At 54.5% G+C, this 14803-nt stretch carries 20 protein-coding genes; 1 reads left to right on the top strand and 19 read right to left on the bottom strand.

All coding sequences use genetic code 11. The features are described 5' to 3' along the window. Positions 1 to 10: 10 nt before the first annotated feature. From OCY70_RS04385 to OCY70_RS04345, 9 genes are read right to left on the bottom strand one after another with little or no spacing between them, the layout of a single operon-like run. On the bottom strand, positions 11 to 565 hold the full coding sequence (locus OCY70_RS04385) for a phage tail protein I (RefSeq protein ID WP_213426659.1): 555 nt from the start codon (positions 563 to 565) through the stop codon (positions 11 to 13). Next, positions 558 to 1676, bottom strand: a complete 1119-nt coding sequence (locus OCY70_RS04380; protein ID WP_261944726.1) for a baseplate assembly protein — start codon at positions 1674 to 1676, stop codon at positions 558 to 560. Before OCY70_RS04380 ends, OCY70_RS04385 begins: the two co-directional genes overlap by 8 nt. Beyond that, on the bottom strand, positions 1663 to 1968 hold the full coding sequence (locus tag OCY70_RS04375; RefSeq protein WP_261944727.1) for a GPW/gp25 family protein: 306 nt from the start codon (positions 1966 to 1968) through the stop codon (positions 1663 to 1665). Before OCY70_RS04375 ends, OCY70_RS04380 begins: the two co-directional genes overlap by 14 nt. Continuing rightward, positions 1965 to 2357, bottom strand: a complete 393-nt coding sequence (locus OCY70_RS04370; protein WP_133379726.1) for a phage tail protein — start codon at positions 2355 to 2357, stop codon at positions 1965 to 1967. Before OCY70_RS04370 ends, OCY70_RS04375 begins: the two co-directional genes overlap by 4 nt. Further along, the gene (locus OCY70_RS04365) at positions 2354 to 2836 is read right to left on the bottom strand and encodes a hypothetical protein (RefSeq protein WP_261944728.1); all 483 of its coding nucleotides are present in this window, start codon (positions 2834 to 2836) and stop codon (positions 2354 to 2356) included. The genes OCY70_RS04370 and OCY70_RS04365 overlap by 4 nt, the downstream gene beginning before the upstream one ends. Position 2837: 1 nt before the next feature. Then, complete coding sequence (locus OCY70_RS04360; RefSeq protein WP_261944729.1) at positions 2838 to 3851, bottom strand: phage late control D family protein; 1014 nt, start codon at positions 3849 to 3851, stop codon at positions 2838 to 2840. After that, positions 3848 to 4060 carry a tail protein X gene (locus tag OCY70_RS04355; protein ID WP_213431552.1) on the bottom strand — a complete coding sequence of 71 codons (213 nt, stop codon included), beginning with the start codon at positions 4058 to 4060 and terminating at the stop codon, positions 3848 to 3850. The genes OCY70_RS04360 and OCY70_RS04355 overlap by 4 nt, the downstream gene beginning before the upstream one ends. After that, positions 4053 to 4436, bottom strand: coding sequence for a hypothetical protein (locus tag OCY70_RS04350; protein ID WP_261944730.1), 384 nt, complete (start codon positions 4434 to 4436; stop codon positions 4053 to 4055). The genes OCY70_RS04355 and OCY70_RS04350 overlap by 8 nt, the downstream gene beginning before the upstream one ends. A 3-nt stretch (positions 4437 to 4439) precedes the next feature. Continuing rightward, positions 4440 to 6965 (bottom strand): phage tail tape measure protein, encoded by a 2526-nt coding sequence (locus OCY70_RS04345; protein WP_261944731.1) that lies wholly within the window; start codon positions 6963 to 6965, stop codon positions 4440 to 4442. On the opposite strand from OCY70_RS04345, the gene OCY70_RS04340 reads away from it, so the two are divergent. Further along, entirely contained in the window at positions 6956 to 7102 is a 147-nt protein-coding gene (locus tag OCY70_RS04340; RefSeq protein WP_213431422.1) for a hypothetical protein, read from the top strand. The two genes, OCY70_RS04345 and OCY70_RS04340, sit on opposite strands and share 10 nt — an antisense overlap. Before the next feature lie 14 nt (positions 7103 to 7116). Here OCY70_RS04340 and OCY70_RS04335 read toward each other — a convergent pair whose 3' ends face one another. The 10 genes from OCY70_RS04335 to OCY70_RS04290 are packed head-to-tail and all read right to left on the bottom strand — an operon-like array spanning position 7117 to position 14799. Beyond that, entirely contained in the window at positions 7117 to 7413 is a 297-nt protein-coding gene (locus tag OCY70_RS04335; RefSeq protein WP_213431421.1) for a phage tail assembly protein, read from the bottom strand. Positions 7414 to 7428: 15 nt separating this feature from the next. After that, entirely contained in the window at positions 7429 to 7953 is a 525-nt protein-coding gene (locus tag OCY70_RS04330; RefSeq protein WP_213431420.1) for a phage major tail tube protein, read from the bottom strand. Positions 7954 to 7969: 16 nt separating this feature from the next. Next, positions 7970 to 9376 carry a phage tail sheath subtilisin-like domain-containing protein gene (locus tag OCY70_RS04325; RefSeq protein ID WP_261944732.1) on the bottom strand — a complete coding sequence of 469 codons (1407 nt, stop codon included), beginning with the start codon at positions 9374 to 9376 and terminating at the stop codon, positions 7970 to 7972. Continuing rightward, positions 9369 to 9881 (bottom strand): hypothetical protein, encoded by a 513-nt coding sequence (locus OCY70_RS04320; RefSeq protein WP_261944733.1) that lies wholly within the window; start codon positions 9879 to 9881, stop codon positions 9369 to 9371. Before OCY70_RS04320 ends, OCY70_RS04325 begins: the two co-directional genes overlap by 8 nt. Further along, positions 9878 to 10441: a phage tail protein gene (locus tag OCY70_RS04315; protein ID WP_261944734.1), complete on the bottom strand. Its 564-nt coding sequence runs from the start codon at positions 10439 to 10441 to the stop codon at positions 9878 to 9880. Before OCY70_RS04315 ends, OCY70_RS04320 begins: the two co-directional genes overlap by 4 nt. Continuing rightward, a complete protein-coding gene (locus OCY70_RS04310; RefSeq protein ID WP_213431576.1) occupies positions 10428 to 10775 on the bottom strand; it encodes a hypothetical protein in 348 nt (115 codons plus the stop codon). Before OCY70_RS04310 ends, OCY70_RS04315 begins: the two co-directional genes overlap by 14 nt. Further along, on the bottom strand, positions 10772 to 11065 hold the full coding sequence (locus OCY70_RS04305; protein WP_213431463.1) for a hypothetical protein: 294 nt from the start codon (positions 11063 to 11065) through the stop codon (positions 10772 to 10774). The genes OCY70_RS04310 and OCY70_RS04305 overlap by 4 nt, the downstream gene beginning before the upstream one ends. A gap of 14 nt (positions 11066 to 11079) precedes the next feature. Beyond that, positions 11080 to 13143: a prohead protease/major capsid protein fusion protein gene (locus OCY70_RS04300; RefSeq protein ID WP_261944735.1), complete on the bottom strand. Its 2064-nt coding sequence runs from the start codon at positions 13141 to 13143 to the stop codon at positions 11080 to 11082. Continuing rightward, entirely contained in the window at positions 13109 to 14569 is a 1461-nt protein-coding gene (locus OCY70_RS04295; protein WP_261948747.1) for a phage portal protein, read from the bottom strand. Before OCY70_RS04295 ends, OCY70_RS04300 begins: the two co-directional genes overlap by 35 nt. Before the next feature lie 8 nt (positions 14570 to 14577). After that, positions 14578 to 14799, bottom strand: coding sequence for a hypothetical protein (locus OCY70_RS04290; RefSeq protein ID WP_213431638.1), 222 nt, complete (start codon positions 14797 to 14799; stop codon positions 14578 to 14580). Positions 14800 to 14803: the final 4 nt, after the last annotated feature.

Genomic DNA, 14803 nt, shown 5'->3' with positions numbered 1-14803 from the left:
ACCTACTTTATTAAGTTATTAAGATATTTTCACTTACAAGAACGGCCGAACCGTGATATAGCTGCATCTTCTCGGTTGATTCAAGTATGACTTGTTCAAGCTTCGCGGATAAGCGCTTGACCGATTCGACCGCCCGGTAAAACTCTTGAGCGCGCTCGTTTGTGGCAGAAGGGTCCGATGTGGTCACGCGGAAGTAACCTGGTTGCCCGCCATACTCATACCACTCGCTCACCTGTCCTGACCCGAATATCGTCGTGATAAGCTCCGCAACCGCCGACGGCGTACCCTTTCGACGGTGCCAGGCAAGCGAGTTTTTGACTAGCTCCCGCTTCTGCTCGTTCGGCAGCGAGGGATCGTAAAAATCGACGTGAACCTGCCATGCCAGCTCGTCTACCCACTCCTCATCTAGTGTGTCGATGTGGTGGAGTATCGCAACGGAGGGCATGAGCTCTGTCACTGCTCGCAGCTCGGTGTCGATCGCTTCGGCCGCGGCCTTAACGTTCTCATCCTCCCGGAGGTTCGGGGGGATCAAGTCAATCAACCGGATCCGTCCGATGTCAATCATCCTCAAGCCCTCCATACGTCACCTTCGGCACGCCAGCGATGGCGACTTGCGTTTTATCAATGATGGTGTGCGCCGGTTCCTTGACGGCCACACGGCGGGCTCCTGCATTCATGACCAAGCGGATCATCTCCGATGGATTGATGTCCCGGCCAATCCGTCCTTTTTGCCAGCGGATGTATGATTCTACTGCCTGATGCACGCGCGCCTGAATATTGGCCGCGTCCGTCGCATTGCGCGAATCGATCCAGTACGTAAAATCGATGTCATAGCTAACGGCATCCGGTGCGATCACCGTCACCTTGTCCGTCAGCGGCCGGATACGGTCGCTGTTACAGGTCGCATGCACGGCATTGAGCACGTCCTGGGTTGGCAGTTCCCCGCCCTGCATCAACACGCGGATTTCCACTTCTACGGGAGCCGGGGACCATACCAGGACATCCATGATATCCTTGTGGGCGCTGCGGGCCCAATACTCGTATGCGCCGGTTGGCCCCGCGACGGAAAAGCGTTCCGGCGACGTATAGATCCGCTCTCGGTATCGGTCATCGTCTTCCCGGTCTGTTCCGCCGCTGCTCTCCGTCAGGTTTTCCACCCGGTCAACCCACGGCAGCGGATCCACCAGCGTATTGATCTGGCCGGGGATAAAGCCGTTGCCCGTCAGTCCCGGCGCCAGACATTCGCACGGCACATCGACATGCAACGCGCCCGGCTTGACCTCACCGACTGTGACGGTCGCAAAGAACAGCTCTCCGCCTGGACTCACCCGGATGCCCGCCGGGATGAGCACCGCTTCCGGCCGCGGTGCAGACAGGTGGAATCGTACCGTTGTCTTCGCGGGCTCCGCCTGCAGCCGCTCCGTCTCGACCATCGCGCCGAGGTGGTCCAGATAGTCACCAGTTGCATAGCGGAGCAGGTTTTGCTTGGCCGTATGATTTATCACCACGCGCTGCTGTACGATGAGCTGAGCAATGGACAATAAAAAGAGGCGAACCGGGTCCGCTGGATACAGCTTGCGACCAGATAACGCCTCATAACTCGTAATCATATTTTGGACGGTCTTGTTTACGTCAATGTCTACAAACTGTATGTCAGGAAGATCAATCAGCGCCAACGTCCTCCGCCTCCTCCTCAATCAAGTTGTAAGCCACACGAGGGTATACTTTCCCACCCTCCCCAGGCTCTACCGTGACGCCGGTAACCTCCACGCGCGGTTCATACTCCTGGACCGCCTCAATTACCCGCATCGTAAGTTGAGACTCAAGAAATGGAGCCGGCACGTCCTGCGGGACGTCGAGACCGAAAGCCCGGTCAAGTGGCACGGTGCCGGCCACGGTGTCCACAATGCAGCGGACATTCTGATCGATCTCTTCGGCCCGTGTGGCCGGATGAAAGTTTATTTTCATTTCAGGTACTCCTTAAGCTGTATGTCGATATCGGCCGTGAGCAGCATGCCCTTTGCATCGATGCGCTCCCAAGCCTGCTCAAGGTGGGTAATCACCCAGCGGTAACGTCCGACAGGCGAACCTCCTATTGTCAGAGCATGCGGCTTGCCGGCACGATGTAGTTTTGTCAACTGGCTGACTTCATAACGGACATTGATTCCGAAAAGGTAGTCAAGTCGTATTGTCAACCGCGCCTCATCGAGCCCTGGACCGATCGCCTGGAGGACGGGACTTTTGTTTAGCACCTCAATTTCAGCAAAGCGATACTCCCCCGAACGTGTGAAGTTGTCGAATGTCCGTATCTTGGCCGACGTCACCAGAAAGTTTATAGGTCCAAGGCTACCAATCATGTGACAGCCCTCCCCAACATCACAGCCGTAAGCGCACTATCCGGCGGAGCCTCGATGTCGATGCCGCTGCCGGTGAATACCGCCTTGTAGCCGGTGATCTGCTGCGGCTGCCCTTTGACCGTCCCTTTCAAGCCGAGAATGAATGTATCCTCCGCCTTCCAACCGTCCGGATATGGGACGCTGGCGGCCGTACCGCTCACTTTGGCTACATGGACGGCGGCCGGGGCTGCAGCCGGTAATTGCTCACCCTGGATGTAGTAGCATCCGCCCAGGCAAAAGCCGTGATTCCTGGCCGCCGAAAGAAACACACAGACAACGGTATCCTTTACCTTCGGCATGATGGTCACGCCTGTCGGCATGATGACGGGGAGCTGGGCAGAAACCGCGTCGTCTTCATCAAAAAACGACACTCGCACCGCGCCGATCTCCGGCATTACCGATGTAACCGTTCCATTTTTGATTGTTCGCTGGTTCGTCATTTCACCACCCCAATGTTCTCCGTATTTCCAACCTCGTCGTATATCCACCAGAATCGATCTGATGCGTCGCCGAATCAATGATGTACGTCCCCGAAAACCGGCCGACATTCAAGATCTTGATTGTGGTGGCCGTCATCAACCGAGGATCGCCGACTACGGTCAGCCTTGCGCGGCCTGCCTCCTTGTTCTTTTCTCGGAGCGCGTTCCGGGCTACGCGCAGCCCTTCCGCCTCGGAATCAACCTGCTGATTCAGCTTTAGAATAGGGCCGCTCTTCGGCGCTCCTGGGGCCCGGTACGTCGCGGAAATGGTCTTCTTTTTTTGGGGCGTCGTGTAGGACAACCGGCACGCGACATACCGGGTGTTGCTCGACGCCCATCGGAACGTGTACTCGACAACCTGGCCGGCAGCCAAGTCGATTGTGACCTTCGGCTCCTTTTGCTCGTAGATCGACTCATCAAAAAGGACGAGTTTCCCGTTTGCAACCTTGATCCCGACGCCCTCCCTTGCTGCCTGCGCGAACAAAAAGGCGGTATCCGTTTGCTCGGTCTGGTCGATGCGGTCATAGGACGGATTGAACTTGACGTCGTATACCAGCTTCAGGTCGCCGCGCTTTGCCACGTCTTCCGCAATACGCTTTAGGGTGACCTTTTCCCAGACCTTCGTCCGCTTGGTCTGCTTGATCTCCGCTGCGGCTGGATGTGAAGTCGCCCGGATGGTAACGAGCGACGGCGGTCCCGTCACTTCCAGTTCATCAACAAAAAACGTGCCCAGATTGAACTTTTTGACGACGCCAGGCTTAACCTGGTCGGCCGTCTCAATAGCAAGATGGATTTTGTCCCCTTCGCGCGGGGACCAGGAGTTGATCCACTGGCCGGCGCGGTCCTCGACAACCAAAGAAAGATCGTCCAGTTCTCCGCTTGCGCCGTCGGAGTAGGTAGCTGAAACGATCTTTCCCGTGAAGGTTTTGGTTACCTTCTTGCCGTTGTATGTGACGTGTACGGTCGTCTTTCTCAATCTTCGTCATCCTCCCTCCACGGCGGCAGGTCGGCGTCCGCCTCCTGTTGCGGCTCTGGAATGTGCAGCTCGACGCCGGAACCAAAAATGACCGTATCGATGTAGTCGGGATTGACGTCCATCAATACGGTCATTTGCATCTCGCTTCCCATCTGCTGCAGCGCTATGATGTCCCAGGTGTCGCCCTGGGTGGTAATGTATCTACGCAAGGCTGACACGTCCTTTCTGGCGGGTAGCTTCCTGTACAGCCGAAAGAATGTTCCGTTTGTACCCCTCTAGCTCGCGGCGGAGCTCCCCGATCGCTTTATCGTCGGCGTTGCCCTGGATGGTGATATTGATATCTCCGAACGTAATATTTCCGGCGTTCGCTGCTGGAGCTGCTGATAAATTTCCGCTTTCCAATTTCGCTCTAAGCCCACCTGTACTGTAGTCCCGGACGCCCAAGGCCTTTCCAACCTTGTCATACAGAGACAATGCGCGGCTTCGCTTGTTAGCTGCCAATGGGATATAGGCTTCCGGACCTTTCTCAGCGAAGATCCCCATATGTGGCTTGGTTCCGATTCCACCGTCTTCATAGGCTTCCACTTTCTATTTGGGTTTCCCAAAAGCTTCGATACCAGAAACCAGTTTTTCAAGGGAAGGCGGCCCTAAGCCAACTTGGGTAAATAGGGTTTTTATTTCTATTTTCTTCTCATCTGGCAACCCGGCAAGATTTCGAGCAAACTCGTGAATTTTTTTGATTACTGCCTCGGTGTTTGCCTTCTGATCTGTCGTTAGCTCGTTATACTTTTTCGCAGCTTCTTCTATTGGAATCTCAAGACCAGCTTCGATTTCAGCGAGTTTTTTAAAATTGTTGAAGGCCGTCACTGCTGCGTCCGAAAGTTCCTTGACGTTTTGTTCAGCTTCTTCCTTTTTTTGATTGGCTTCATTATATTTTTCGATAACTTCATCCAGACTTTTTTGTAGGGCTTCCGTCGTTGTTGAAACGCCGCCAGATGATATTCCGGTTTCTTCGATTACTTCCTTTGCGAGTTGCCGCAAAAGCTCGTCTTCTTTCTTAGAATTTATTATTCCATGCTCTCTATCTGATTGTATTTTCTGGGCCCGCACCCTAAACTTAATTAACTTTTGTGCTCTTTCTATTCCTGTGCGATACTCGTTTTCCCACTTTTTTTGTTCCTCTACGGCTTCCTGATACAGCTTCTTTTGTTCAGGCATTTCCGATTCAGCTTCGATTACCGCAGCTTGTAAATCTAATTTTGCAGCCTGCTGTTTCATCTTCAATTTATCACGTTCTATTTCAGCCTGCTCGCGAGATATTTCGGTTTTGGCACCCTCAGACTTCAGTATATTCGGGTTCATGTCGATTAACTGCTGCTCAACTTTTTGTAACTTTGCCCGGGCATTCGCTAATTCCTCCGCCGGTGCCTTTGCCTCGTCGATTTTCCGTTTCAGGCGGTCATATTCAGTTAAAAGCTCGTCCATTTTCTTCAACTGGCCGTCAGCCGCCTTGTAGTTCCCTAACGCGGTTTCCATTTTCTTTCCAAGCTGAATCAGGTCTTCTTTGGCTCGCCGGCTCCGGGTCGATATCATATAGATCCCACCAGCCACGGCCCCGGCTGCCGTAATCGCCCAGCCTACCGGTCCACTCAGCAGCCGCAGAGCCACACCCGCGCCGCCGATAGCCCGGGTAAGTCCTATCACGCCGCGTGTAACCTTTGTGATCGGGTAGGCTGCTGCAGCCATTCCGCCGAGGACCATGACGGCCTTCCCGTGTTTAGACGCGATTTCAGTACCCAAGTCGGCTACCTTTTTGAGCGACGGAGAAAGAGTCTTCATGGCCGTGATCTGCAATGTTTCCACTGCGGACCTGAACAGTTCAACCGACCCCTTCGCATTGTCCAGGCGCGTGGTCGCAACCTCCAAGGCTGTGACCCGGCTTGCCTCCGCGTAGAAGTTCCGAACGCCCTCTGCCCCTTCTTTGTACAAGATGTTCGCGGCCCGAACGGCGTCCGTCCCGAACATCGTCTTGAGCGCAACCTGGCGTTGCTGAGATGTTAGGTCTTTGAGTGCTTTGTTAAGCTCTCCTGAAATGACTTCAAGGTTCTGCATATTGCCCTTGGCGTCGTAGAATACGCTGCTCATAGCGCCGGCGTTGAACGCCATCTCACGGAATGCCTTATTAGCCTTATCGCTTCCGACCTTCGCGCCTGCTATTTTGGCGCTGTAGGTCATCATCGCATCGACGACATCGCGCGTTGCTGTAGATGCCGGCTTGACGCCTTGAGATTGCAAGAACTGCAAGGCTTTGGTTGCGTCGAATGTCATCAAGCCAAGCCGTTCGAACTCGCCGATTGCGTCGGCAGTAACCGGCGTAAGGTTCAGCAGCATCGTTTTTAACGATGTACCAGCATCGCTACCTTTCAGGCCATTGTTTGCAAATAGCCCCAGCGCGGCATTCGTATCGTCAAATGACAAGCCTACCCCCGAAGCGACAGCGGAAGCCTGGGAAAGTGCCATCTTCAATTCCATCACGTTCGTCGCTGAAGCGTTGGCGGTTCCGGCCAGCATGTCAGCAGCATGCGACGCTTCCATTGCATCGCCCCGGAATGCGTTCATGGCCGTGGACATAATCTCGGCCGCGTCTGCAAGCTCAAGGCCCCCGGCTGCTGCCAAGTTCAATGCCGCCTCGATGCCGCCGCCTTTGATTTTTTCGGTGGAAAGGCCGGCCTTGACCAACTCTTCGATACCCTGGGCAGCTTCAAGGGCGGAATATTTCGTTTTCGCCCCCATGTCCAAAGCCAACTGCTCAATTTCACCCATCGCGTCCTTGGCAATCCCGCTGACAGCCTGGATGCTGGAAATTTGCTGCTCGAAGTCTATCGCCTTTTTAAAACTGGACATCGCAAAGGCCCCAACGCCGAGTCCGGCCACTGTCTTAGCCATCTTGGATTTGAGATTATCAAAGGCGGCGCTATTATTACGTAGTCGTTTGTCGAGCTTCGTTGACTGGTTGTAAACCTTCTCCAGCTCGGCACCGGCACCGCTCATAGAACGTAAAAAGGAGGCCTGTAGTTGGCCTCCTAATCGGTACGCTATTTCATATGTTTTCATCGGTTTTCACCGCCTATTTCCTCGCCTATGTCTATCCACTCCAGCAGCTCGTCGAGCGGCAGTTCGAGCCAGTAGGGTATTGGGGTACGGAAGCGGATCGAAAGTATGGCCGCCCGTTCCCGGAGCAGCCGCGTTAAGTTCACTTGATCCCCTACTCGTCCCCCAAGATAAAAACCTGTACCAACCGCGTGATTTCCGCAACGTCTTTGAGCCCCAAGGAAAGGATCAGCTCAGGCGGGCATTTTGCGGCGAAAGCCGCAATGTAGACCTGCATTTCTTTCATGATCTCTTTTAGGTTTGCGAGTTCGTTTCCCTGTGCCGAACGAACATATTGCCGCTCTGCGTTGATCAGGTCTCGACCTGTTAAAGAGTCAAAATCGAGATTCAATTCGGTATATTCTTTTCCCTCAAACGTGACGGGCTTTTTCAGCTTGTATACTTGTGCCATCGTTCATTACCTCCCTTACAGCCCCAGCATCCGGCGGCGGTTCTCGCTCCAGTCCTTGCCGTTGACGACGTATATATTATTCAACTTGTCAACCTCAAACAGCACTTTTCCGTCCTCTTCAGACTTGATATAGAGGACTTCAAGCTCTGTGCTTGCATCCATCGTTGCCAGATTGTCTGCCTGACCCATGTCAAAGTTCTTTGTGAACGCTTTGACCGTAATTTTTTTGCCAACATCAAAGTAATTAATTGCCGCTTTATCGAATCTCTGAATCACGCCCCGGAAAGTGATCAGGTGCGCTACGGGCTCCATGAGGATGACCGATGCCGGTTCCGGCGCGGTGCGCCATTTGAGACTCATTGTCATGGAGCTGAAATAGCCAGGCGTGATGCTCTCAAATTCCCCGCCGATACCCGCGCCTTTGATCTGCGTCGTGATCCCCTGCATATTCGGCAGCTGTACCGTAGCACTCCCCAAATACAGATCCGAATCTTTAAATACGCTATACTCAATCAGCTTTTCGTCAATTTGATTGCGCATGTTGTTTCCCTCCTTTTTAGGACGCCAATGCCTTGAGGTAATTGGTATCGAATTGCAGCGTGAACTCGATAGCTTCCGCGATCGGTGTCAAACCGACAAAGAGCTTGAATCTGACAATGCCGTTCATTAAGTCCTCTTCAGGGTTTTCCCCCGGGTCGTACTCAATTCGACCACCCAGGATGGCGCCAGCGGAAACAAGCCCATTAAATTTCAGGCTGATTTTATCAATGATCATCTGGATAAAATTCCGGTTGACCTGGCGATCGATGTCCTGGAAGGTGTCAGTGATCACGAAGTTGTTTATCCAAAACATGGTTCGTTTCGATGCGAGCATGTTATCCTTCATGTCTTTGTTGTCCGGGTAAGCCGATGTCCGATTACCCCACAACACGAAGCCGTTAACAAAACGCATCGCCGTCGCGATGCCCTGGGCATTGAGCTTGTTGGCCTGCTCGAACCCCAAAAGCATTGGCGTGCCATCTGCCAATACGCAGCCGTCCGCCACCATCTGGCGATTCGACGGCGACGCCGTAGGAATACCGCCATTGTCCGAGTCCATTTGACCAATGATGCCCGCGACGTGCGTGCTCATGTGGTACTGCAGGCCATTGCGGACCACCTTCGGCCAGCACACATATACGCCCGGGTCGTTCGCCTTTTTCCCGTCGATCGCTGCCGCGATCGTCTTCGCCGCCGTGGTGTCGATGTCAACAAGCGTAACAGCCTTGAAAATGCCATTGATGCCTTGAGCTTTGGCGGCCATCGCGTCGGCCACCGTCGGATCGGCGCTAAACTTCGGTGCCAGGACAAGCTTAGGTATGTCACCCAGCAGCGGCATCATAGCATCGAGGAGCTCTAAGCCCGTCCGGGTGTCGCCCTGGATACCGCCGATGATGTCCGCCGGCTTGACCTTGCTCACGTCAGGCATGTCGCAGGTGAGCGTCAGGCCGGTTGCCGGTAGCTTCACCGCCGAGCCTTCCGGAATCGTAATCACGAGGTAGCCTTCGTTGTCCAGCTCGACTTCGTAATCCTTTCCTTTCTCAAGCTCAGCCGCGCCTTTCAATGTGACTGACTCCAGGATAGGGTAGAGGATCGATGTCTCCGTGACTGACTTAGACAAGTCAATCGTCGCCGTGTTGCTCTTTTTGGCCTCGGAAACATCCATCACGTTAACCAGGATGGCCTCACGCTGCTTGTACAGCGTAAAATGACTCTCCATCGCCTCATGTAATGTATAGCTCTCAAAGTCGGTCGAATAGCCGAATATAGCAGCAGCTTCCGCCTTTGACGACACACGAACCGGTTCATTTACAGAGCCGATCGGTGCCGTACCAAAAAAAACAGGCAACGACGTATTTGCCGTCGTGCCTGTTACTGGTGTCGCTTTCTCGCGTACCCGCGAGCCGTGGAAAAATTCAGCCATATGCTTGTATCGCTCCTTTTTCGTTAATGATGTTTGGGAGATCCCACGCCGTAATTGCCGTGCTGAGGAAATACGGATAGGGTTGTTCCTCCGGAATGGTCCATTCGTAATCCGGACGGATCCGGTACCGGCCACCGATGATCGGCTGCCGGAACAACTCAATCTCGACGTACTCCATCAGGTTCATGAGAGCATACGCACCTGCACCCACATTCTTTGATCCGTCTGGCTCCTCTTCGGCCCGGGAAAACACGCCGAAAGTCAGCTCAACAAGCGCATGACGATCAATACCGGTACGCTTGCCGTGGTATGGCCGGATCTCAATAAACGGATAGTCCGACTGCCTCCGCTTTTGATCCGGCAGGGGAACGTACCATTCATACACATTCACCGGCTTATACTCGCCGTCTATATCGCCCGCCTTCGCTCCCTGGGCCGTGTGGTACGTCGCCAGGAGGCTGCGCAGGTGCTCAGCCAGGGCGTGAACCAAAAGCGAAACTGTCATTTAAACCCCGCCCCCTTCATAGCTCTATTCATCTCGTGTTCAAGACGCTGTTCGAGCTTCTTCGTCATTTCATCCTGCAACTTGTCCCGGATCTTGGCCGAGTTGAGCATGATCGGCACACCGGGACCGTAAAGCTGCTCGATTGGTAACCGCTGTTTGCCTCTCCGGCGGAAAACGCCTAGGCTTCCGTTTCGCATATGCTGTACAAATGCGCCGGAAATCTGCTTCTTGCCGCCATCGCGCTTGACCGCAGCCCTTAACACTTTCGGCCGGCGCTGGACAACCCGCGACGGAGTTGTCTTGAATTGGATGAGCCGGATATTCCGGCCGCGTGACCTGAACTCAATCTCGTCATTTCGCTGTGTCAGTTTCAGGTTTCCGTATTTTTTTACATCACCAGCGCGAATGATGTATTCTTTCCGGACTTCCTGCACGGCTACCGTCTGCACCCTCTGCCCGGTTCGTGCGAAAGCGCGGTTGATTGCCTTTGGCGCATTTTGAGCCAGCTTTTTTACGGCAATCGCAGCCTCTTTAAAATTCTTTGAATCAGATGTAATCATTTCCGTTTCGCTCCAATCGGACCGTGACAAGGCCCTTTTCCTCGCCCGCCCCAATGACGGTATATTCCCGCCCATTGATGACCATCAGATCGCCCCGCACCGGGACATAGCCCAGGTCAGACAGGCGGACGTACATCGTCAACGTGACGTGATACAGGCCTTGCGGTTGACCGTCATAGCCGCCTCTGGAGATTAGGCGCTTGCGCTCATCAATGGAGTTGTGCGTGATAGTCACGCGCAACTCCATTCCGTCGACAACGGCCATTTCTCCCATCTCGTCCGGATTGATGAAGATGCTCAAGTCATCGGCCAAATAGTCGTTGAAGCTCTTCATTTGCCACGCTTCCGGCCCGTTGCCGGTGCTTCCGGCTTTCTCTCCGGAGTTTCTGCTGTAGGAGCTTCCTCCGGCTGCTTGTCTGCTGACGGGGCCTCTTCTTCCGGCTGCTCCTGTGCCTCTGCTGGGGCAGGGGCGGCCGACTCCTCGTCCACTTCCGCCGCGTGGCCCTTTTCCAAAAGCAAGGAAATGAATGATTGATCGTGGATATACTCGCGAACATTGTCACCAGGGGAAAGCAGATGACCGGCGTAGCCGATCGGTGTCTTTGCAATCATTTTTTTTGCCATGATATCGTTCCTCCTTATTGGCCGTCGCCGCTGGTTGCCTTACCTGGGTTTTTGTACAAGCCACGGGAATCCAGGACGGTCACACCATAATCAAAGTAAATGCGGAACTCCATACCGAGGCGGTCAAAGGCAACGTGCGTCTCAAGTGTCGGCTCTTCACGGCCCCGTAAGTAAGTGACCTCGATTGTGTCTACTGTGCTCGGATCAGCCGACAGATACCAAGCCGATGGGCTGTACGCATCCAGCTCTGCATCAACTATCAACGTAGTTGCATTGCGGAACACGTTGATTACTGCGCTGTTGCCTTGCGTCATGTCAGTTGGCGAATAGATGAACTTCATCGCCTCCGTTTCCAACGCGGCAGGTACCAGCATGTACTTCGGCGTCAAGTTCAGCGTAGCCAGGCCTCGAATGGCCTTTTGGAGGCGCATCGCGGTGCGCGCCTCGCTCATCGTCTTTTCGTTCGGCACGTCCAGGATGGTTCCCAGGTTTTTATGCGCTGCGTCAAACAGCGGCTTGCCGTCAAAAATGACCGGATTGGTTGCCAGCATCTTGTACACAAGACGATTCAGCCCGCGTTTGGCCGCTGTGACATAGGCGCGCGGTACGCGGTTGAGCATGGACAAATCGTCATTTATGAAGGCCTCCCTTGTGAATCCCCAGCGCTTGGAATATGTCAGCACCGACTTTGTAACCTTTTCATCTTTCATCGCTTCGTCATACGGGATCGATTCATTCTGTTTTGTGATCTCCAGCTCGCCAGCCTCCGAAATGCGGTAGTGCTCGGCGGCCTTGAAGTCGCTGTTCGACCCTTTCGACGTCCATGCCTGGAACGTGGTCGGTACCTCTTGATACGCATTCGACAGCGATTTATCTACGGCGTTGGACATGATACCCTGAAACGTGCTATCGGGGAACATTTTATCTCCATCACGCTGCAGCACCGTCTTGAGCAGTTCCCTGTCGTCCATACGGTGCGCATTTACCACGCCAGCTCGGGTAGCGCAGTCGATCGCAATGTCACGAAGGCTCATGCCTCGGAATTCGTTCGCACCTGGTGCCGGCTGCGCTACAGCTACGCCAGCGCGAAGCAGCAAACCGTCAGAAGCCGCTGCGCGGATTTTGTCAGTCTCCTCAGCTGTCACATGAATCGTGCCCAAGGCAGGCGTTTGCGGCTGTCTGGCAGCGCGTAGCTGCTCTAAAATCGCATCTTTTACGGCGGATACCTGTGCACCGCTCCGGATATACTCGTCCGGCTCGACGGAAAAGGTGCGGCACAAGTCCATGATCTCCGTCGTTCGGGCCCGTTCTGCCTCCGCTGCGCGGGCAAGTGCGGCCGCATCCGGCTCCGTTGAACGAGCTACTGGCTCAGTAGCTGGGGCAGGCCCTGACGTTGTGCCTGGCGCTCCTCCTGTATCTGGTGCATGTGCAAGTCCTTGTGCCGCAAGGGCAACATGTTTCAATCCTGGCATATTCATGTCATCTCCTTCGTTTATTTGTGGTGCTGGCGTTGGCTCAGCGCTTCTACCCACACCAACCGTAGGATCGGCGGGCGTTGGCTCGATACTGATTTCAAATGGCTGCCACTTCAGGGCGACGTATGCCGGTCCCTGGTGGCGGCCGTTCGCGGATGTCGCGCCCGCCTTTACTTCCTCCCAGTTGGTCACGTTGTAACCAACAGAAACGCCCTTAATGACGCCTTTGACGACTTTCCGAAAGACTTTTTCCGAATCCTCATCATCGTCAAAGCGCACAAGGGCGCGGGCTTTTCGTGTATTTGAGTCTGTCCAGGCCTTTTCTATGGTCCCGATCGGCATTCGGCCATATCGGGCATCACGGCCGTGGGAAAAGAGAAGAACGCCGACCTCCTGGAGCCTGGACAAATCTACAGCGCCCGCGTCATGGCTCAGAATCTCATTGCCGAACCATCGCCGGTAAGGCTCTTCAGAGCTGAAAGACAGTTCGACGGTGCGTTCCTCTTCGTTGATCGTCGATCCGTCGATGCTCCATGCGCGTGTCAGTTCTCCTGTTTTCAGCCCGTTTCTATGCAGCACCGCCGGAATTCGATTTTTTGACACCTTCAGTTCCTCCTTTCATCATTTCCTGTTCAAGCAGCCGCTCGGCAGCGCGCTGCTCGATGACTTCCCGCCAGTCCTCCCCGTTTTCTGCGCAGATGCGCGCCAAGGTGGTTTGACTGGTCTCAAGCGCGATTTTGTTCGCCGCGACTTCCCGCATCGGATCTATCCATGCGGAGCCCGACGGAATCCATACATGCTTGGCGATCGACTCAATATCCGCTTTCGGCGGTGCCGGCAATGCACCGACAAGGATCTGCGACGCAATAAATTCGTGAAAAATCGGTGTCAGAACCCGGTTTACCAAAGATCGGATATATCGCTTGTACGTCTTGCGATCCTCTACGACACCTTGACGTGCACTGGAGTATGTCACATTGCCCAGGTCGCGGCTGACTGCCTCATAGCTCAGCCCAACACTGGCCCCAATGAGGCGCAACATGGTCGTGACGTGCTGCGCGGTATTTGAGGACTGTCCGGACGGTATGACCGTCTGGACCTCATCCCCCGGGTTGAGCTCACCAATCATGCCGGGCTCAAGCGACATGCCGTCATATCTCCCCTCGACTGGCTTGATCATGTTGTTCAGACGGCCAGCCGGTCCCGCCGGAAGGGCCTTCTTGATGAAGACACCGAGACAAGCAAGTACACGCTCCTTTATATTCACGGCCTCCAAAAATTCGTTCACGTCCTTAACCCGGTTCAGGGCCGTCGCCAGCTCGGAAATCTCCCGGACCTGACGCGGATCTGACTTGTGGTGCCAGAAAATTACGTCTTCCGCCTTTATCCGGACAGACTCCCCTTGAACCTGTAACGTCCCCTTGTACTTTTTGAAGTGGTAGGCGACATGTTTGCCATATGAGTCGATCTCAACACCGTCAATGATCTCGTTTTTATTCGTCGATTCGATGCCGAACGTGCCGCTCGTGGTGTCAAGCTCATCCACGGTGCGTAGCTGCAGCTTAAACGGAAATCTTTTATCCTCGGTGTACACCTTGACAATAAAAATCCCGCCATCCACAATCCGGCGGGTAAGAATAGTCTCCAACTGCTCCGTAAAGTCCTGGGAGGCTGTGACATCACAATTTTCAGCTTTCGTCCACTCTTTCCACAGGCGCGTAATCGTTTCGGCCGCGCCGCCCTCCGCCTTTGATTGCAGCGCCAGGCCTTCGCCGATGACTCCGCGCTGGAAAGCCGCAAGGATGGCCTTGCCGATGTCGCTGTTCCGCTCCATGTCTTGCGCGCGGGCCCGGATCCGCTCGCGCTCCATCCTCACGCGCTGCTCATCCCAGCCCGTGGCCGGGTTCCAGTTGAGCGAGAGCCGATCGACACTCCCGGAATCAAATACGGCCATTCCCCGCCGCCAGGCAGCGCGCTTGTATGCCCAGCGCGGGGACACGGCGGCAATGGCCCTATCTAGTCGATTCATGTTCATTATCACCTCCTCCAAAAGACCGCGGCCGTAAAGATGCCGTCATTTTCGACAATCGCCAGCTCGCGCTCGATGCGATCGCGCTCAACGAGAAGTGTTCCCAAGTCCGCCCGGCGCAGCCGGCGATTATCGATCGTGTATTCCTGGCCGCCGAACATGATAGCGTCGATCGCCTCGTTGATCCGTTTCAGTCGCTCCCGGAGAAGCTGCTTTTTCTCGTCATTCATTGGT

It is taken from the genome of Paenibacillus melissococcoides (assembly GCA_944800085.1).
GTDB lineage: Bacteria > Bacillota > Bacilli > Paenibacillales > Paenibacillaceae > Paenibacillus_B > Paenibacillus_B melissococcoides.
This window is presented reverse-complemented; position numbering and strand designations above follow the sequence as displayed.